Here is a 17,315-nt window from a genome sequence, read left to right as displayed (position 1 = left end):
TCAGTTCCAGCTCGATTCCTGCTTCCCGATCAGGTGCCCGGCGCGGACGGCGCGCAGCGCCTCCGCCAGCCTGTCCTTCATCCGCGCCAGCATGCTGCGTGCCTCGCCCGGCCCGGCGGCGTAGCCCAGCCGCGCCATCAGCGTGCCCAGCGCGCGCACGTAGGGGTCCGCCGCGTCGTCGTCCGCCAGCACCGCGCCCCGGTTGGCCGCACGCAGCAATGCGCCGCGCCGCTCCGGCAGGGTGCTGACCGATGCCACGCCCACCCGCTCGGCCACCTGCGCGGCGTCCACGCCCAGTTGCGGGTCGAAGCGGGACACCAGCAGGTGCAGGTCGTCCCGTTCGATCTCGCGCTTGCGCAGCTCCTGCACCAGTTCCACGGCGGAGACGATGGCGCCCACGCTCTGCTCGGTGACGATCACCACGGCATCGGCCGCCTTGACAATCTGGGCCATGAACTCGGCATTGGAGAAGCCGCCGAGATCCACCACCTGGAGGTCGAAGAAGGCACGCAGGCGGTCCAGCAGGGTCAGGGCCTCCGAGTAGGAGACATCGCGCAACTCGGACAGCGTGCCCGGCAGCGGCAGCACGGACACCCCGTTGGCGTGGCGCGCCAGCGCGGTGCGTACGAACACCTGGTCGAAGCGGCGCAGGTTGCGCACGGCCTCGGCGAAATGAATTTCGGGCGCGATATTGAGGTACAGCGCGCCATCGCGCGCCGGCAGGCCGAGGTCGAGCAGCAGCACCTCGCTGGCACCGCGCTGGCGCACCGCCGCCGCGAGGTTCACGGCGGCGCTGGTCACGCCGACGCCCTGGCGCGCGCCCAGCATCGCCACCACCTTGCCGTGCCGCGCCGGCTCCACGGCGCGCACGTCGGCGCGCAGCGCGGCGCGCGGCACCATCAGCCGCTGCACCGCGGCCTTGGCCTGCGTGGTGGCGCCGTGCAGGTCAATGAAGTCCCGCACGCCGGCGCGCAGCGCGGCCAGCATGGTGTCCGGCTCGGTGGCATGGCCCACGGCCACCAGCGGCACCTGCGGAAACAGGCGCGTCACCTGTTCGGCCAGCCGCGCCGAGGCCACCGCGTGCGGCGCCGTGAAATCGAGAAACACCAGCCCGGGCCGGAGCGCGCTGATCTGGTCGGCAACCGCCTCCTGCGAACTGGCCTCCACCACCAGCGTGCCGAGCCCCGCCAGCGCGCCGGCCAGCCAGAGGCGCACGTCATCGCGCGCAGTGTTGAGCAGGAAGACCTCCGTCTGGGCGTCCATGTCTTACCTCGAGAAGCCGGGCAGCGTGGGGTCGGCGAACTCGCCGAGCATGAAGCGGCCCCAGACGTTGGGGTCGCTGCGGGTGCGGCCGTCGTTGCCCACACCGGCCACCACCGGCGCATCCTTGGCCAGCGGCTTCACCAGGTGCGGCGTGACGACAATCATCAGCTCGCGGTCTTCCTGGTGGAAATTCAGGTTCTTGAAGAAGCTGCCCAGGATCGGCAGGTCGCCCAGGAAGGGGATCTTGCTGACGTTGCTGACCGTGTTGCGGCTGACCAGCCCGCCGATGACGAAGCTCTCGCCATCGCCCAGCTCCACGGTGGTGTCCGCGCGGCGGGTGACGATGGCCGGCACCGACGCGCCGTTGATCTGGATGCCGCGCGAGGGGTCGAGGTCACTGGCCTCGGGCGCCACCTTCAGTGCGATGCGCTGGCCGGACAGCACCGTCGGCGACACCGTCAGCCCGATGCCGAACGGCTTGAACTGGATGGTGGTGGTGCCCAGCGCCTGCGGCACCGGGATCGGGATCTCGCCGCCGGCCAGGAAGCTGGCGCTCTGCCCGGACAGCGCCACCAGGCTCGGCTCCGCCAGCACGCGCACCATGCCGTTGGCCTCCAGCAGGCTCAGGTTGGCGAAGATGCCCTTCGAGGCCGACGCGGCGATCAGGTTGAACGCGCTGCTGATCGGCGATGTCATCTCGCCGGCCGTGCCCACGCCGGACGTGAAGTCCACCTTGGTCAGCGACGACGGGCTGAACTGCGCGAACGTGAAGCCGCCCTTGTTGCGGATGAAGTTGAGCCCCACCTCCTTGAGCACGGTCTTGCTGATCTCCACCACCTTCACATCGACCTGCACCGTGCCCGAGACCGGCAGCGTGGAGCGGTCGACGATCACACCGCCCGGCCTGCCGTCCGGCCCACCCGCTGCCCCACCCGCTGCCCCACCCACTGCGGCGCGGGCGGCCTGCTGGGCCCGGTAGGCGGCGGCGGCGTCCGGGGACTGGCCGCTGATGGTGGCGCCGGCCGCCGAGACATCGACCTGCGCGCCATCGGCGTCGGCCGCCACGGCATCCACGCGCACCGTGTAGCTGAGCGGCGCGGCGTTGCGGGTCCAGAGCTTGAGGTCGGTGGCGCCGGGCTTCTTCGCCACCACCAACACGCTGGGCGGGCCGTCGCGATGCTTGAGCAGCAGCGCGTCCGCCACGGCAGGGTTGCCCACGGCCACGCGCTCCAGCGGCTGGCCGGGGCGGATTTCCTGCTGGGCGCCGGCCAGCAACCGCAGTGTGCGGGGGGCTGGCGACGACTCCTGCGCCGGGGCACGGGCGGGCAGCAGCGCCGCACCGGCGGCCAGCGCGAGCGCCATCGCCGCGATCATCCTTCTATATAGATACGCCTCGGGGCCTGAATGGGCGCGGTAACGCGTGGGGGTGAACATGCCGTGGGGTCCGTTATTCGATGTCTCGCTTGCCGGCGCGGATCATCTCCACGCCGCTTCGGGTGTCGCTCGATCCCTGCCGCGCCACGGCTGCGGCGGGTACCGGGGGGGCAACAGGGGCCGCGGCCAGCGCCGTGTGCCGCACCGGCGCCGTGCCGACCAGCCCCGCCAGTGCCACGCCGCCCAGCGCCTTGTCCGCCGGGGCGCGCGCGGCCTCGGGCGGCACGCCGGCGCGCGCCTGCAACACGCCCGGCGGATCGGCAAACATGCCTTCGCTCGGCATGGTCTCGTCCTTGGGGTTGCGCAGTGCCAGCGTCAGGCGTCCGGCCTGCTGCGCCATGACCAGCTTGTTGACCTGCTCCAGCGGCACCGACAGCACCGCCGTCTTCGCGCCCTCGCGGCGCGACATCATCTGCTCGGCGCCCTCGGCGCGCCTCGCGTCGTTGACCGCGCCGGCGCCGTAGGCCAGCACGCGCAGCCGCGAGAGCAGCATGCGCGCCTGGCTGTCGGCAATTTCCTGGCTGTCGCGGCGCAGGACGACGAACACATCCACATAGTCGCCCGGCTGCACCTGATGGCCGACGCCAATCACCTCGTCCACCGCCACCGCCATGGCGCGCTGGCCCTCGGGCACCTGACGCGCCAGCCCGGCCAGCAGCTGGCCTTCGAGTACCGGCACGTTGGCGCCGAGCGCCACCACGGGCACCTGCCCGGTCACGCGCGCGACGTCCTGATAGGCGCCGGTCGGGTCGATTGGCAGTTGCATGACCTTGAGCGCATCGGCGGGCAGCGGCTTGCCGGCTTCCACCGCGCGCGTAGTGACCACCACGGCATGCATCGGCGCGGCGCCCTGCACCGGCTGCGGCACTGCGGCCTGGCGCGCCACCCGCCAGGCCAGCAGCGCCAGCAGCGCGGCCAGCACCAGCAGCGCGACCGCCGCGATCCGTATCTGCCTGCTGTTCATGTGGGGGCTCCGGGTGTCATCGACATGGCTGGATTCTCGGCATTCGTCTCGGAAAAATCGGTCTCAGATATCGGGGGAGATCTGCACCACGGCCGAGCCGGTCAGCGTGGCGGGCACCGGCACCAGCGGCACGCTGGGCAGGAGCGACGTGGTGGGCAGGTTCAGCGTGACGCGCACGCAGGTGGTGCCGGCCGGGGCGGAGCAGGCGATGGCCTGCGCGACATCGGCGGCGGGTACCAGCGTGGCGATGGAGTCGGGCAGCGTGGCGCGCGCGGCCTGCGCCGCGGCGGACACCCGCAGGTCGATGGTGGTGGCGAGCGTGCCCCCGTTCGACGTCAACGGATAACGCAGCGCGGCCCGCGCGCCTTCCTCGGCGGCGAGCGTAAGCACCTGCTGCAGCGCGAGCACCATGCCGTAGTACACGATGCCCAGCACCAGCGTCAGCAGGAGCGGAAACACAATCGCGAACTCGAGCGCCGCCACTCCCGTGTGGCTACGCCGGGTCGCCTTCCCCCGTAATGACATGCTTCACCCGGTCTCTTCTGTTAGCGCCAAACCGGAGGCGCGGCCTCCCCCGTTGCCGGGGGAGGATCGCCGACAGCCTTTTCGCGACTTGGTACCACTCTTACCGTTTCTTGCCCGGCCGTCCGTGTGCTGCCTGCGGCCAGTGCATTGCCATCACGATCTACGCCAATATGGTGACCGCGCCGTACCCGGACAGCCAAGCTGCGCCCGCCGTGGCCAGCGTTGCCGCCAGCACGGAGTGGGAGTCTTTCCGGTGTGCCAGGTCAGTCCGGATGGTTACCGCGCGGAACCGCGCGGGCAATCGCATCCATGGGCGTGGCCAGGAAGGGTCGTCAGCTGCCGCTCTTGACGCCGAACAGCGTGGTGACCTTGGTCGAGAGCTGGGTGAAGCCCTGGCTGAGGCCGTCGCCAAGGGCCGTGGCCCCGGTGACGATGCCGAGGGCGATCAGGCCTACGATGAGGCCGTATTCAATGGCCGTGGCGCCGCGTTGGTAGCGGCTGAAACGCGCCTGCGAGTTCTTTTTCATGATGCACTCCCGAAACGACAAGAAAAGTTCCGATCCCGTATGGGTGTTGCACGTGAACGCCAGTCCCACTGCCCCGTTGCCGGTTGTGATCGCCGCTTCGTTGAGCCGCGATTCTGTTGTATTTGGTGCTGGTGCAACATTTATAAGACATGCTATGTCTCCATCCATACCCCCCAGAGGAACTAAGGGAAAGCCCATGCAGCTCAGCTTAAGGTAGGACAGACGTTTGAAACAACGCGGCCCCGGGCAAAGGACGGTCCGAATTGTTCGAGCGGCCGCAATAAAAATGGGAGTGCCGTGCGGCGTCTTGCACGTTTTGATACAGGTCGCTGCACGGCACGAAATAAAAGGATGCGCTGCGCGGGGTAAGGACGACAGCGCACCGTAAAGTAGCCGGGCGATGGCTAGGGAAAGTCCCGAGCCGTCTTCTGGCTCGGGGGGGTTCAGTGTTGCGTCAGGCCACCAAGCAGGCCGGTGACGCCATTGAGCGGGGAGCCGGCATTGCCGCTGCTGGTGGCGCCGCTGGTCGCATTGGTGGCATTGGTGGCATTGGTGAGGGCGCCCGTCACGGTGCCGACCAGCCCGGTGACCGGGGCCAGCGCACCAACACCTGCGCCAACACCAGCGCTGCCGCCCGCCGCACCGGCCAGCGGCAGGCTGTTGAGCAGGCCGCCCAGCGGATTGCCGCCTGCACCCGCCGCACCGCCCGCCGTGCCGTTCCGGTTGTTCAGCAGCACGCCGGCGGCCGCCACGGTCTTGCCGGTCTCCGTCACCACGCCGCCAAGCGGCGAGACGATCGGCTTGTCGGCGTTGCTCAGCATGCTGCCGCCGGTGGCCACGGTGTTGCCCAGCTTGGTCAGCAGGTTATCGACCGGAACGCCCAGGCCACTGGCCCCGCCCACGGTCTGCGTGGTGTCGGTCAGCTTGGTCGTCAGCGGCACGATGGCCTTGCTCGCGCTGCCGGTCAGCTGTGCCACGGGGCCGGTGGACAGGCTATCGCCAAGCTTGCCGCCCACTTGCATGACCGTGCCGCCCACGGTCTGCACCACGCCGCCCACCGGCTGCGTGACGGGCGCCAGCGGCGAGAGCTGTTCGGTGCCGAGCGACTGGACCAGATCGCCCGCGCTGACCACCGTCTTGCCGGCCCGCGTGACCACGTTGCCGGTGTTGCCGACGGTGACGCCGAGCGGGTTGTCCACGCTGCCGATCTTGCCGAGCCCTTCACGCACGCCCACGCCGAGCGTGGCCACGGTGTCGCCGGCCTTCATCACCACATCGCCGGTGGCGTTCTGCGCAGCGTCCGGCACCACCGGCAGGTTCGCGTCCTTGACCTGCTGGCCGATCTGGCTCACCGCGTTGCCGGTAGCCACCACGGTATTGCCGGCCCCTTCGGTCACCTTGCCGATGGGCGTGGTGTCCACCGAGGCCGCGGGAGTCGGCGTGGCTGGCGGCGGCGTGACGGTGTTGCCGTTCGGCGTGGCGCCGCTGCCGGAGCCTCCCGACGAGCAGCCGGCCAGCAGCGCCAGCACGGCGCCACAGGCGATGGTGATGACCGATACCGACCGTTCGCGTTGCATCGTTGACCTCATGATCTGTCTCCTATGGTGTCCAGGTGTGCTGGTGTGCGTTGTGCTGGTGTGCTCGAAATCCCGTGGGGGCTTGCCGATGAGCGCAAGCGGTGTGCCAGCATCAAGCGCACGTTCGATACGGGCGCGTCGCAAGCTCCCCCCGCTGCCCGGAGACCGTTGTCCGGCGCGGCACTCCGGTCATCGCGCTGCGCCCGGACGTGCGTTGCCGAACGCGGCCCGAACACCGTGTGGCGTGTTACGTGCTACGTAACGTGTTCCCGCCCACGCCACACGCCGCCGCGCCACGCCGGCCCCGCCCGCTTCATGCGCGCGTTTGAGCCCGCGCCCCGCAAACGCTTGCCTGACGCGCCTCTCCGCGACGCCTCCCTCCTTTCGCATGGCATGCCCGCCGGCCGTTGCCTGCCATGGCACACCGTTTGCGCAATGGCATGCACCGCCACGCATACGTGGCGAGTCGGGAAAAACTAAAAAAGGAAAAGGTCATGCGCAATCAAACGTTCGCGAAGCACATCGCCCTGTCGGCATTGCTCGGTTCGCTCATCGTGCTGGGCGGCTGCGCCAGCGGCAGCGGGTCTACGTCGATGGGCACCAGTGGCACCAGTGGTTCGAATGGCTCGGGCAGCAACGCCGGCATCGGCGGCATCGGCGGCACGGGCGGTACGGGCGGCACCGGCACGGATACGAGCAACAACGGCGGTGGTGGTGGTGGCGGCGGAGGTGGAGGTGGAGGTGGAGACAACGGCGGCGGCGGCACGGTGGCGCTCACACCCACCAGCACCATCGTCAGCAACGCCGGCGGCGTGGTGAAGGGCGTGGGCGATACCGTGACCGACGTCGGCACGGCCATCAAGGATGCAAACCTGCCAGTGGTGTCGCCGGCCACGCAGACCGGCCTGGCCGGCGTGGTGACCGCGCTCGGCAGCGCCGTGAACACGCTGGGCACCGGCGTGCAGGACGGGCTCGGCAATATGCCGAACGCCACCAACCCGCTGGGCACCACGGTGGCCAGCACCGGCGGCGTGGTCGCGCAGGTCGGCAACGCGGTGACGAGTGCCGGCAGCGCGGTCAGCGGCCTCGGCAGCGGCCCGCTGGCGCCGCTCGGCACAATCACCAACCCGCTCGGCGGCGTGGTCTCGCAGGTAGGCGGCGCCGTGACCGATGCCGGCGGCAAGCTCGGCACCGCGCTCTCCACGGGCCCGGTCGAGCAGCTGACCAGCGGCGTGAGCAAGGCCATCGTGCCGCTCACCTCCACGCTGACCAGCAGCACACAGACGCTGGGCGCGGCCACCGGCCTCGGCCAGCCGGTCAGCAACCAGCTGACCACGGTAGGCGGCGCGCTGGCGACGGCCGGCACGTCGCTGCAATCGACGCAGACACCAGGGGTGTCCGGCGTGGGCGGCATCGTCACGGGCACGGGCAACACGGTGGCATCCCTCGGCGGTGCGGTGAACGGCCCGGCCACGGGCGGCGCCGGCTCGCTGGCGCCGGTGACGGGGCTGGTCAGCGGCCTGACCGGGGGCCTGACCGGCGGTGGCAGCAGCGCCGCCGGTCCGCTGGCGCCGGTGACGGGGCTGGTCAGCGGCATCACGTCTGGCCTGACGGGCGGTAACGCTGGCGGCGGCACCGGGACGTCCAGCCCGCTCGCGCCGGTGACTAGCCTGGTTGCCGGGCTGACTGGCGGTAACGCGCCGGCCAGCACCACGCCTGCCCCGACCACGCCCAGCGGCGGCACGGGCGGCAGCAAGCCCGCGAACCCGCTGGCGCCAATCACCGCCCCGGTCACCGGGCTGGTCGGCGGACTGGTTGGCGGCCTGACCGGCGCACTCGGCACGGCAGGCGGCACGCGGCGCTGACGACCTCCCGTCGACATCGCACTTCCAAGACAAGCGTAGCGGCCACCGCAAGGCGGCGGGGATAGCGGCATCCCCGCCCGCCGTGGCACGCCACGCATAGCCGCGAAGCAGTTCTTTCTTGCCAGGGGTATTGCCATGCGACCACGCATCCGTGTTGCCGCGCTGCTGCTCAGCGCCGGCGCCTGCCATTGCAGTCTCACTTTTGCCGAACGGGGCCCGGTGCAGGGCGACCCGACCCAGACCCTGCCGCGCATTGCGCCGAGCAAGCCGGCCGACAGCAACGTCACCGTGCAGGTGGAGCGGCCCGATGCCGCCCTGCAGAACCTGCTGGCCTCGCGCCTGACGCCGCGCCACTTCCGCATCGAGGGCGCGAAGACGCTGCCCTTCGACCAGATCGCGGCCAAATTCGCGCCGCTCGCCAACCGCGAGGTCACCGTCGCCGAGTTGCTCCAGGCCGCGGAGTCCGTCACGCAGCTCTACAAGGACGCTGGCTACCCGCTCTCGTTCGCCTTCGTGCCGGCGCAGTCCTTCGAGAATGGCGACGTGCTGGTCACCGTGGTGGAGGGCTACGTCGCCAACGTCACCGTGCGGGGCAAGCCCGGCCCCGCCGAGGCGCGGCTGCGGAAGATCGCCGAGCAGCTCAAGCGGGACCGGCCGCTGCGCCAGGAGCGCTTCGAGCACTATGTCAACGTGCTGGCGCAGCAGCCGGGCATGCAGGTGGCGGCCACCGTGCAGCCGCCCACCACCACGGACGGCGCCTGCGAGATGGTGCTCGAGGTCAAGCGCAAGCCGTTCACCTTCGGCACCGGCGTGGAATGGATGTCTCCCGGCGTGCGGGCCATCGCCACGGCCACCACCAACAGCCTGACGCCGCTGGGCGAGCAGCTCTCGTTCTCCACGCTGTTCCCGAAGGGCCGCGACAACGAGGAGTACTACGCGGCCAGCTACGCGCAGCCGATCGGCACCGAAGGCATGCTGGCCAAGCTCACCGCCTCCCACTATCGTGGCGTGCCCGAGAACGCGGCGCTGGCCCCGATCGGCTTCGAATCGCGCTATGTCAACGATTCCAAGCGGCTGGGCGGTACGCTGAGCTACCCGCTCATCCTCAATAACCGCCACGCGCTGACGCTGACCGGCGGGATGTACGCCAACAGCCAGTTCGAGCGCTATACCCAGGCCGTGCAGCCGGGGGCGGGCCGCCAGGTGGAGCTGTCCACCAGCGTGCGCGTGGCGAGCCTGGAGATGGGCTACGTCCAACGTGCCGAAGGCGTCACACGCAGCGCCACGCTGGGCCTCTACAAGGGCTTCGACGCGCTGGGCGCGAATCGGGAAAACAATCAGAACGATCTGAATTTCCTGCGCACGCGGCTGCTGGCCTCGCAGGCCAACGACCTGCCGTTTGGCTTCGGCATGGCGCTCTCGGCGGCGGGGCAGTTCAGCGACCAGCGGCTGGCGTCGAGCGAGCAGATCAGCTTCGGCGGCCGCTTCTTCGGCCTCGGTTATCCGGCGGGCGAGGTGGCCGGGGACAAGGGCTGGGGCGCCTCGGCGGAGCTGAACCGGCTGTTCACGGTGGATTTCACCTATCTGAAGACGCTCCAGCCGTTCCTGGTGGCGGACATGGCGCGCGTGTATTCGAACAGTGTGTCGCTCTCGCACCGGACGCTGCAATCGCTGGCCATCGGCCTACGTTTTTCGGACCGGCGCTACTACACGATGGATATCTCGGTGGCCCAGCCGGTGGGCGACAAACCCACCAATGCGAGCCATCGCTCGCCGCGCTTCAACCTGCTGTGGTCGTACCAGTTCGATTGATGCCCCGCGCCAGCCGCTGAGGCGGTTTGGTGCAGTTCGATCCTTGACCCCTGCGTCGTGCGCAAATGAGAATGGCTCGCATTTGCGCACATCAGCACGTACCAGGGGGTTGTCATGCAGGTCTCACGCGTCGTGGCCGGATCGGCCACATTGTCCCAATCCGACGAAGCAGCCGAAGGCCGTGGCGGGGCGTCACTGCCCCGGCTGACGCAGGCCGTGGGCGCGGCCCTGGCCGCCGTGCCCGTGGCGGCGCTGGCGCAGGTGGAACTGCCACCCGCCACCGTGAGCGAGGAGCGCCACGGCGGCTTCCGCGCCGCGTCCACCGGATCGCCCAAGGACCCCGAGGCGCTGCGCGACACCGCGCGCTCGGTCAGCGTGATTCCGCAGGAGGTCATCCGCACGACCGCCGCCACGAGCCTGACGGAGGTGCTGCGCACCGTGCCCGGCATCACGTTTGGCGCGGGCGAAGGCGGCAATCCCATCGGCGACCGGCCCTTCATCCGTGGCTATGACGCGCAGGCCAGCACCTTCCTCGACGGCTTCCGGGACATCGGCGCGCAGTCGCGCGAGATGTTCAACGTGGAGTCGGTGCAGGTCAACAAGGGGCCGGCCGGCGCCTATGACGGGCGGGGCGGCGCCGGCGGCACGATCAATATCCAGAGCAAGGCGCCCCGGCTGGAGCACTTCGCCGAAGGCACCCTTGGCGTGGGCAATGCCGAGTACGTGCGCGCGACGGTGGACGGCAACTGGCGCGTGGGCGAGCACGCCGCCGTGCGGCTCAACGCGATGTCCCACAGCAGCGACATCCCCGGGCGCGACGCCGCGCGCATGAGCCGGTGGGGCGTGGCGCCATCCGTCGCTCTCGGCCTGGGCACCGCCACACGCGTCACCGCCTCCTGGTACCACTTGCAGAGCGACGACCAGCCCGACGTCGGCATCCCGTACAACAACGCGTCGCACACCGCACGCAAGGACGGGCTGCCCCGGGTCCGCCCGACCGGCGATGGCCGGCCGCTCGACGTGCCGCGTGACACCTACTACGGCCTGCTGAACCGCGACTTCCAGAAGCAGCAGAACGACACCGGTACGCTGCGCATCGAGCACGACTTCAGCCCGGCCCTGAAGCTGCGCAACCAGACGCGGCTCTCGCGCACCGAGCAGGACTTCATCTGGACCCAGCCGGACTCCAACCTCGGCAACACCTACTACAACCTGCTCTGGCGGCGCGCCAACACGCGCGTGGGCACGGTCGACACGGTGGCCAACCAGACAGACCTCTCCGGCAGCTTCCGTACCGGCGCCATCGGCCACAAGTACGTGGCGGGCGTGGAATTCTCCGAGGAAAAGGCCAACTGGGACACCTACAAGGTCGATACCGGCGACCGCCGCTGCGCGAAGGGCGCCGGCGCGGCCAGCGGCTACAACTGCACGACCGTGTTCGATCCGGATCCGGCCGATCCGTGGGCAGGCACGATCCAGCGCAATCACCGGCCTACCGATGTGCGCACGCGGACGCTATCGGCCTACCTGTTCGACTCGGCCGAGATCACGCCGCAGTGGCTGGTCAACGCCGGCTTGCGGCTGGATCGCTATGACACCACGCTGACGCAGGCGCCGAATGCCAGCGGCGTGCGCAACCAGTTCTCCCGGCAGGACACGCTGCTCAACTACCAGCTGGGCGCGGTCTACAAGCCGGTGACGTGGGGCAGCGTCTATGCGAGCGTCGGCACGTCGTCCACGCCAGCGGGCTCGTTCCTCGGCCAGGGGGCCGAAATCAACGCGCTGGCGCCCGATGCCGCCGGCAATCGCGGCGACCAGCTCGCGCCCGAGAAGAGCCGCGCGGTGGAGCTGGGCACCAAGTGGGATGTACTGGGCGAGAAGCTGGCGCTGACCGCCGCCGTGTTCCGCATCGATACAGACAATACGCGGATCATCGAGCAGGACGGCAGTGCGCGCATGGCCGGCGAGCGGCGCGTGGATGGCGTGGAACTCGGCTTCGCCGGCAACGTCACGGCCAGGTGGGCCGTGTTCGGCGGCTACACCCACCAGAAGGCCCGGCTGCGCAGGAACGGTGGCAAGGGCGCGGCAAACGGCGCCACCGACGGCAACGTGTTCCCGAACACGCCGGCCGACAGCTTCAGCCTCTGGACCACCTACGAGGTGCTGCCGGGCCTGATCTTCGGCGGCGGCGCCAACTACATGTCCAAGGTCTGGGGCAACGAGGCCAATACCAAGTGGGTGCCGGCCTACTGGCGCTTTGACGCGATGGCCGCGTACCGGCTCAGCAAGTTCGCCAGCGTGCAGCTCAACCTGCAGAACCTGACCGACAAGGCCTACTACGCGCAGGCGCACCGCAACCACTACGCCACCATGGCGCCGGGACGCGCCGCCACGCTGACGCTCACGCTGCGCTACTGACGGCCGGAGGCGGGCATGGATACGCTGCCATTCCGCGTGGCCTCCGCGCTGGAGCTGGGCCAGCTTGCGCCCGATGCCTTGCGCCAGATGCTGGCCGGCCCGCCCGGGCCGGCGCTGCGCTGGCTCGGCGCGGCCGCCATGGGTGGCCAGCTCGATGCGCAGATGACGCTCGGCCAGTGGTTCCTGGCCGGGCGGGGCGTGCCGCCGGACGCGGCCCGCGCGCATTACTGGTTCAAGCGGGCGGCGCTGTGCGGACACGCGGGCGCCGCCAACCTCGTCGGCCGCTGCTATGAGAACGGCTGGGGCACGGCGGCCGATGCGCGCGCCGCCACGCACTGGTTCCACACCGCCGCCCTGCGCGGCTCCGATTGGGGGATGTACAACTTCGCCACCTCACTGGCACTCGGGCGCGGCATTGCCGCCAGCCGCGCCGCCGCCTTCACGTGGTTCGAACGCGCGGCGGCGCGCGGCCATGCCAAGTCGCTCAACATCGTCGGGGGCTTCTATGAGGATGGCTGGCACGTGGCGCGCAACCTCGCCTGCGCGGCGGACCACTACCGTCGCGCCGCAACCGGCGGGGACTTCCGCGGCTGCTTCAACCACGCGCGCATGCTGGCGCTGGGCGGGCATGAGACACCCGCACGCGCGTGGGTCCGGCGCGCTGCCGTGACCGCCAATGCGCCGTTCGTCGAAAAGATGCTGCACTGGCTGCGCGCGGCGCCGCAACCGGCGCTACGCGCGCTGGCGGATGCGGTGCAAGGTGCCCAGGGCGCCCAAAACCATCCGGGCGCCCCGGCGGTGCCCCTCAGTTCACCCGGAAGCCCACCTTGATCATGACCTGGAAGTGCGCGATCTTGCCGTCCTGCACATGGCCGCGCGTTTCCACCACTTCGAACCAGTCGATGTTCTTGATGGTTTCACCGGCTTTGGCAATGGCGTTGCGGATGGCACCGTCGGAGCCGTCGGCGGACGAGCCGACGATTTCAACCAGCTTGTAGGTGTGGTCCGTCATGGAGGTCTCCTGTCTTATCTGGCGTCGTGCCTTCCATCATAGGCAGCATGTCCGGCAAGCCCAAGGGCCACGGACGCCGCCGATGTCCCTGCGCGGGTTGCGGAAGGGCCGCATCCACTGTTACGCTGCGGGCCGCTGAACTTCTGCCACCACTCTGTAACCTGATGTTTCCTTCCCTTCGCCGTTGCAAGCGGCTCGCCCTGGCGAGCCTGATGGTTGCCGCCACCGGCCTCGCCGCCGTGGCCCAGGCCCGCACCACCTCCACGCTCGAACGTCTGGCCGATGCGCTCACGCCCGCCGCGCGCCCGAGCGCGTTCGCGGCCGGCAGCACCTATACGCTCTGCTTCGTGCCGGACGGCCCGAGCTGCCAGGACATGCTGATCGACGCCATCCACAACACGCGCCGCAAGCTGCTGATCCAGGCCTACTCGTTCACCAACGCGCAGATCGCCAAGGCCGTGGCCGATGCGCACCAGCGCGGCGTGGACGTGCGCGTGATCGTGGACAAGAGCCAGGTGTCAGAGCGCTACACCAGCGCCACCTTCCTCAAGAATGCGGGGATTCCCGTGGTGATCGATACCAAGCCGGCCATCGCCCATAACAAGGTCATGGTCTTCGACGACCAGGCGGTCTTCACCGGCTCGTTCAACTTCACCAAGTCGGCCGAACAGCGTAATGCCGAGAACGGCATGCTGATCCGGGGCGACGCCGCCGTGGTGCGCGCCTACACGGAGAACTGGCGCACCCGCTTCGAGCAGTCCTCCGCGTACTGATCACACGCCAGGGGCCGCCGGCCCCTCGGCATCCTCCCGCAGCAAGATCAGCCAAACGCTGACAGACCGGCCGCCCACGCCGGTATCTACTTCAGGTGTGTATCCCCGGATGCCGCGAACGGCTATTGCCCGGGGTCATGCCAGCCATGATCCCCCCGATCAGACCTGTCCGGCGATGTCTCGAGCCTGCCCTCTCGCATCGCCTTGGTCGTAGATCGCCCTCGCGCGCGCCGGCCAACCTGGCAGGAGGATGTATGCATACTAATCAGAACACCGAGTACACCGAGAAACGCGTGCGCCGAGGGGCGCGCGCGCTGTGCGTCATCGGCGTGGCCGTGGCGTCGCTGGGCTTGTCGATGGGCGCCCGCGCCGACATGACCACGTCCAGCGCCGGTCCGTTCACCTATATGTGCGGTGGCGTGGCGGCGGACGAACAGGCGGAAATGAACAGCGCAGCCCGCGGGTATGACATGGGCCTGCTGTTCACGCAGGGCGGCCGGGGCGAGTACCTCTCGGACGTCAACGTGAAGCTGTTGCGGAACGGCAAGCAGGTGGCGGAGTTCACGTCCACCGGCCCGCGCTGCCTGATCAAGGGCCCGCGCGCGTCGTACCAGGTAGTGGCCACGTTCGAGGGCAGGTCCAAGCGGACCACCCTGAGCCCTGGCGAGAAGAACGTGCAGTTGCGCTGGTAAGGCGCTGGTCGGGCCATCGCCCCACCGGCCCTCTATATAGAGATGCAGCCCTGAGCCGCCATCCCCTGCGCGGCCCCATGCCGGCCCCGTCCCCGCGGGGCCGGCATATTTTTTTGCGCGCGTTTTTGTCCACGGTTTTCGCAAATGAACCCGCCTGCATGAATGCAACAGGAATGGCACACTTCTGGGTTCCACGATGGAAATTGCCTCAAACCCTGGAGAGTTCGCATCATGACGACCAAGCCCGATAGCCGCTGGATTCGCATCGACACCGCCGATGGCAGCTTTGACGCCTACCTGAGCCTGCCGCCGGGCGGCAAGCAGCCCGGCAATCCCGGCATCGTGCTGGTACAGGAGATCTTCGGCGTGAACGAGCACATCCGCGCGGTGGCAGACCAGTACGCGGCGGACGGCTACGTGGTGCTGGCCCCGGACGTGTTCTGGCGCAAGGCCCCGCGCGTGGAGCTGGGCTATAGCGGCGCGGATTGGGAGAAGGCGATGGCGCTGCGCACCGGCGTGGACCTGGAGGCCGCGGTGTCCGACATCGGCGCCACGGCCGCCGCGCTGCGCGCCGAGATTGGCGCGGGCGGCAAGGTGGCGGCGGTGGGCTATTGCTTCGGCGGGCTGCTGTCGTACCTGGCGGCGGCGCGCGGCATGGTCGATGCAGCCGTGCCGTACTACGGCGGCGGCATCCAGAACCATCTGCACGAGGCCGCCGCGCTGAACGTGCCGGTGCAGTTCCACTATGGCGCGCTGGACAAGCACATCCTGCCCGAGCATGTGGAACAGGTGCGCCAGGCCGTGGCCGGCAAGCGCGGCACCGAGGTCTTCGTCTACGACCAGGCCGATCACGGCTTCAACTGCTGGGCGCGCGCCTCGTTCCACCAGCGCTCGGCGGCGCTGGCCCATGGCCGCGCGCTGACCTTCCTGGCCAACGCGCTGTCCTGAGTCCCCCGCTAAGCCGCGCTAAGCCTCACTCAGTAGGGCACGGCCACGCCGTTCTGGATCTTCACGCGGTCGCCCGAACGCAGGTTGTACGGGCTGGCCTGCGTGAGGGTCAGGTAGCCGTTGTCGTTGGTGCGCACCCGCACCCGGTAGGCCGCCGGCCCGGTGTTGGTCTGCTTCTCCACCGCATTGCCGGCCACGGCGCCGGCCACCGCGCCGCCAATCGTGGCGATGGTGTTGCCGCGCCCGCCGCCCACCTGGTGGCCAAGCAGCCCGCCCGCCACGCCGCCGATCACCGCACCGACGCCGCTGGTGTCCACAGGCTGGCCACGCACCATCTCGATCGATTCCACCCAGCCATAGCGCACCGCGTACGGGTCGCCGCCATTGCCGGCCTGCGCCGACGGATAGCCGTACTGGTCGTAACCGGGCTGCTGCGGGTAGGACGCCTGGGGATAGCCGGACTGCGGGTAGCCGGACTGCGGGTAGCCCGGCTGCTGGTATGCCGGCTGCTGGGGATAGCCCGACTGGGGATAGCCCGACTGGGGATACGACTGCGCCGGATACCCGCCGCTGATCTGCGTGCCGCTGGTGCCATACCCCGCCTGCTGCGGGTAGCCGCTGCCGTAGCTGCCGCCGTAACCGCCTCCATAGCCAGTGCCGTACCCGTCGGCATAACCATTGCCATACGGCGCGGTGACACAGCCGGCCAGCGCGCCGGCGGCGATGACGGCCAACGCCGTGGAACGAAACGGGAAAGACATGGTGGAGACTCCTGCGGCCAATGCGCGTGTGGATGATGCGCGCGAGTCTAGGGCCGAGGCCGGGCGGCAGGTGTCACCGGAGATTGTGATGGGTAACGGACTGTAACCCGCGCTGTCGTGCCCGCCCCGGGGCGCGCTCAGCGCCGATCGGGGGAGCCGATCAGGAGTCGATCAGGAGTCGATCAGGCGCCGATCAAAGCCGGTCGGCACCGTCGTCGTTGAACGCCGTGATGCGGGCCACGCGGAAGGTGTTGCGCAGGGACTCGAGTTCGGCCCGGTGCAGCATCGCCAGCCGGTTCAGGCAGCGCTCGCCCTTGGCCAGCAGGTGGATCTGCACCACGCGGCGGTCATCGGGGTTCACCTTGCGGCTGACCAGCCCGGCCGCCTCGCAGCGGTTGACCAGTGCCACCACGCCATGCTGCTTGGCCTGCAGCCGCTCGGCCAGCTCGCCCACCGAGGCCCAGTTCCGGTCCGCCGAGCCACGAATGTGGAGCATCAGCAGGTATTGCTGCACCGTCACGCCTTCGGCGCGCGCGGCGTCTTCGGAGAACCGCAGGAAACGCCGCAACTGGTATCGGAAATCGGACAGCGCCTCGAAATCCTGCTTGGTCAGGGCGGCTTGGGGCGCGGCGGGCTTGCGTGGCATTGAAGAATCAGTTTTGCAGAGGGGGAAATCCGGCGCTCATTATAAAAGCGCACCGTGTGCCCGCAGGCATCCTCCGGTGCGCTGGCACGCATTTCCGC

16 protein-coding genes are annotated in these 17,315 nt (G+C 69.5%); 7 read left to right on the top strand and 9 right to left on the bottom strand.

Annotated elements, in window-relative coordinates; genetic code table 11:
- The 6 genes from AB4120_RS07675 to AB4120_RS07650 form a co-directional block, all read right to left on the bottom strand.
- Positions 1-1,263 (bottom strand): response regulator, encoded by a 1,263-nt coding sequence (locus tag AB4120_RS07675; RefSeq protein WP_149138662.1) that lies wholly within the window; start codon positions 1,261-1,263, stop codon positions 1-3.
- Positions 1,264-1,266: 3 nt separating this feature from the next.
- Entirely contained in the window at positions 1,267-2,697 is a 1,431-nt protein-coding gene (locus AB4120_RS07670; RefSeq protein ID WP_149138661.1) for a type II and III secretion system protein family protein, read from the bottom strand.
- A gap of 13 nt (positions 2,698-2,710) precedes the next feature.
- On the bottom strand, positions 2,711-3,661 hold the full coding sequence (gene cpaB / locus AB4120_RS07665) for a Flp pilus assembly protein CpaB (protein WP_144199793.1): 951 nt from the start codon (positions 3,659-3,661) through the stop codon (positions 2,711-2,713).
- Between the two features lie 63 nt (positions 3,662-3,724).
- Positions 3,725-4,186: a TadE/TadG family type IV pilus assembly protein gene (locus AB4120_RS07660; RefSeq protein WP_441642118.1), complete on the bottom strand. Its 462-nt coding sequence runs from the start codon at positions 4,184-4,186 to the stop codon at positions 3,725-3,727.
- A 332-nt stretch (positions 4,187-4,518) separates the two neighbouring features.
- The gene (locus tag AB4120_RS07655; RefSeq protein WP_144199789.1) at positions 4,519-4,713 is read right to left on the bottom strand and encodes a Flp family type IVb pilin; all 195 of its coding nucleotides are present in this window, start codon (positions 4,711-4,713) and stop codon (positions 4,519-4,521) included.
- Between the two features lie 443 nt (positions 4,714-5,156).
- On the bottom strand, positions 5,157-6,302 hold the full coding sequence (locus AB4120_RS07650) for a collagen-like triple helix repeat-containing protein (protein ID WP_149138659.1): 1,146 nt from the start codon (positions 6,300-6,302) through the stop codon (positions 5,157-5,159).
- Positions 6,303-6,784: 482 nt separating this feature from the next.
- Here AB4120_RS07650 and AB4120_RS07645 point away from each other — a divergent pair, with 482 nt between their 5' ends.
- The 4 genes from AB4120_RS07645 (at position 6,785) to AB4120_RS07630 (ending at position 13,216) form a co-directional block, all read left to right on the top strand.
- Entirely contained in the window at positions 6,785-8,155 is a 1,371-nt protein-coding gene (locus tag AB4120_RS07645; RefSeq protein WP_441642117.1) for a collagen-like triple helix repeat-containing protein, read from the top strand.
- Between the two features lie 135 nt (positions 8,156-8,290).
- Complete coding sequence (locus AB4120_RS07640; RefSeq protein ID WP_441642116.1) at positions 8,291-9,967, top strand: ShlB/FhaC/HecB family hemolysin secretion/activation protein; 1,677 nt, start codon at positions 8,291-8,293, stop codon at positions 9,965-9,967.
- A gap of 114 nt (positions 9,968-10,081) precedes the next feature.
- The gene (locus tag AB4120_RS07635) at positions 10,082-12,385 is read left to right on the top strand and encodes a TonB-dependent receptor (RefSeq protein WP_441642115.1); all 2,304 of its coding nucleotides are present in this window, start codon (positions 10,082-10,084) and stop codon (positions 12,383-12,385) included.
- A gap of 15 nt (positions 12,386-12,400) precedes the next feature.
- Entirely contained in the window at positions 12,401-13,216 is an 816-nt protein-coding gene (locus AB4120_RS07630) for a tetratricopeptide repeat protein (protein WP_441642114.1), read from the top strand.
- On the opposite strand, the gene AB4120_RS07625 is transcribed toward AB4120_RS07630, so the two are convergent.
- Entirely contained in the window at positions 13,191-13,397 is a 207-nt protein-coding gene (locus tag AB4120_RS07625) for a dodecin (RefSeq protein WP_144199777.1), read from the bottom strand. The genes AB4120_RS07630 and AB4120_RS07625 overlap by 26 nt on opposite strands.
- Before the next feature lie 164 nt (positions 13,398-13,561).
- Between AB4120_RS07625 and AB4120_RS07620 the strand changes: the two genes are divergently transcribed.
- The 3 genes from AB4120_RS07620 (at position 13,562) to AB4120_RS07610 (ending at position 15,810) form a co-directional block, all read left to right on the top strand.
- Positions 13,562-14,170, top strand: coding sequence for a phospholipase D family nuclease (locus AB4120_RS07620; protein WP_149138656.1), 609 nt, complete (start codon positions 13,562-13,564; stop codon positions 14,168-14,170).
- Between the two features lie 254 nt (positions 14,171-14,424).
- Positions 14,425-14,862, top strand: coding sequence for a hypothetical protein (locus AB4120_RS07615; protein WP_149138655.1), 438 nt, complete (start codon positions 14,425-14,427; stop codon positions 14,860-14,862).
- Between the two features lie 231 nt (positions 14,863-15,093).
- Complete coding sequence (locus AB4120_RS07610; protein ID WP_149138654.1) at positions 15,094-15,810, top strand: dienelactone hydrolase family protein; 717 nt, start codon at positions 15,094-15,096, stop codon at positions 15,808-15,810.
- 29 nt (positions 15,811-15,839) lie between these two features.
- Here the strand turns inward: AB4120_RS07610 and AB4120_RS07605 are convergent, their stop codons facing one another.
- Both AB4120_RS07605 and AB4120_RS07600 read right to left on the bottom strand, forming a co-directional pair.
- The gene (locus AB4120_RS07605) at positions 15,840-16,571 is read right to left on the bottom strand and encodes a glycine zipper 2TM domain-containing protein (RefSeq protein WP_441642113.1); all 732 of its coding nucleotides are present in this window, start codon (positions 16,569-16,571) and stop codon (positions 15,840-15,842) included.
- Positions 16,572-16,764: 193 nt separating this feature from the next.
- Positions 16,765-17,217 carry a MarR family winged helix-turn-helix transcriptional regulator gene (locus tag AB4120_RS07600; protein WP_149138652.1) on the bottom strand — a complete coding sequence of 151 codons (453 nt, stop codon included), beginning with the start codon at positions 17,215-17,217 and terminating at the stop codon, positions 16,765-16,767.
- Between the last annotated feature and the right edge of the window lie 98 nt (positions 17,218-17,315).

The sequence above is a fragment of the Cupriavidus sp. 2KB_3 genome (genome assembly GCF_052115685.1).
GTDB lineage: Bacteria > Pseudomonadota > Gammaproteobacteria > Burkholderiales > Burkholderiaceae > Cupriavidus > Cupriavidus campinensis.
The sequence above is the reverse complement of the archived record's forward strand: the minus strand, read 5'-3'. Positions and strand labels throughout refer to the sequence as shown.

Bases quoted from the DNA above. Each gene is read 5' to 3' on its own strand.
- AB4120_RS07635 (WP_441642115.1), top strand. From the start codon at position 10,082: ATGCAGGTCTCACGCGTCGTGGCCGGATCGGCCACATTGTCCCAATCC.
- AB4120_RS07615 (WP_149138655.1), top strand. From the start codon at position 14,425: ATGCATACTAATCAGAACACCGAGTACACCGAGAAACGCGTGCGCCGA.
- AB4120_RS07645 (WP_441642117.1), top strand. From the start codon at position 6,785: ATGCGCAATCAAACGTTCGCGAAGCACATCGCCCTGTCGGCATTGCTC.
- AB4120_RS07630 (WP_441642114.1), top strand. From the start codon at position 12,401: ATGGATACGCTGCCATTCCGCGTGGCCTCCGCGCTGGAGCTGGGCCAG.
- AB4120_RS07605 (WP_441642113.1), bottom strand. From the start codon at position 16,571: ATGTCTTTCCCGTTTCGTTCCACGGCGTTGGCCGTCATCGCCGCCGGC.
- AB4120_RS07670 (WP_149138661.1), bottom strand. From the start codon at position 2,697: ATGTTCACCCCCACGCGTTACCGCGCCCATTCAGGCCCCGAGGCGTAT.
- AB4120_RS07640 (WP_441642116.1), top strand. From the start codon at position 8,291: ATGCGACCACGCATCCGTGTTGCCGCGCTGCTGCTCAGCGCCGGCGCC.
- AB4120_RS07625 (WP_144199777.1), bottom strand. From the start codon at position 13,397: ATGACGGACCACACCTACAAGCTGGTTGAAATCGTCGGCTCGTCCGCC.
- AB4120_RS07620 (WP_149138656.1), top strand. From the start codon at position 13,562: ATGTTTCCTTCCCTTCGCCGTTGCAAGCGGCTCGCCCTGGCGAGCCTG.
- AB4120_RS07610 (WP_149138654.1), top strand. From the start codon at position 15,094: ATGACGACCAAGCCCGATAGCCGCTGGATTCGCATCGACACCGCCGAT.
- cpaB (WP_144199793.1), bottom strand. From the start codon at position 3,661: ATGAACAGCAGGCAGATACGGATCGCGGCGGTCGCGCTGCTGGTGCTG.
- AB4120_RS07650 (WP_149138659.1), bottom strand. From the start codon at position 6,302: ATGAGGTCAACGATGCAACGCGAACGGTCGGTATCGGTCATCACCATC.
- AB4120_RS07675 (WP_149138662.1), bottom strand. From the start codon at position 1,263: ATGGACGCCCAGACGGAGGTCTTCCTGCTCAACACTGCGCGCGATGAC.
- AB4120_RS07660 (WP_441642118.1), bottom strand. From the start codon at position 4,186: ATGTCATTACGGGGGAAGGCGACCCGGCGTAGCCACACGGGAGTGGCG.
- AB4120_RS07600 (WP_149138652.1), bottom strand. From the start codon at position 17,217: ATGCCACGCAAGCCCGCCGCGCCCCAAGCCGCCCTGACCAAGCAGGAT.
- AB4120_RS07655 (WP_144199789.1), bottom strand. From the start codon at position 4,713: ATGAAAAAGAACTCGCAGGCGCGTTTCAGCCGCTACCAACGCGGCGCC.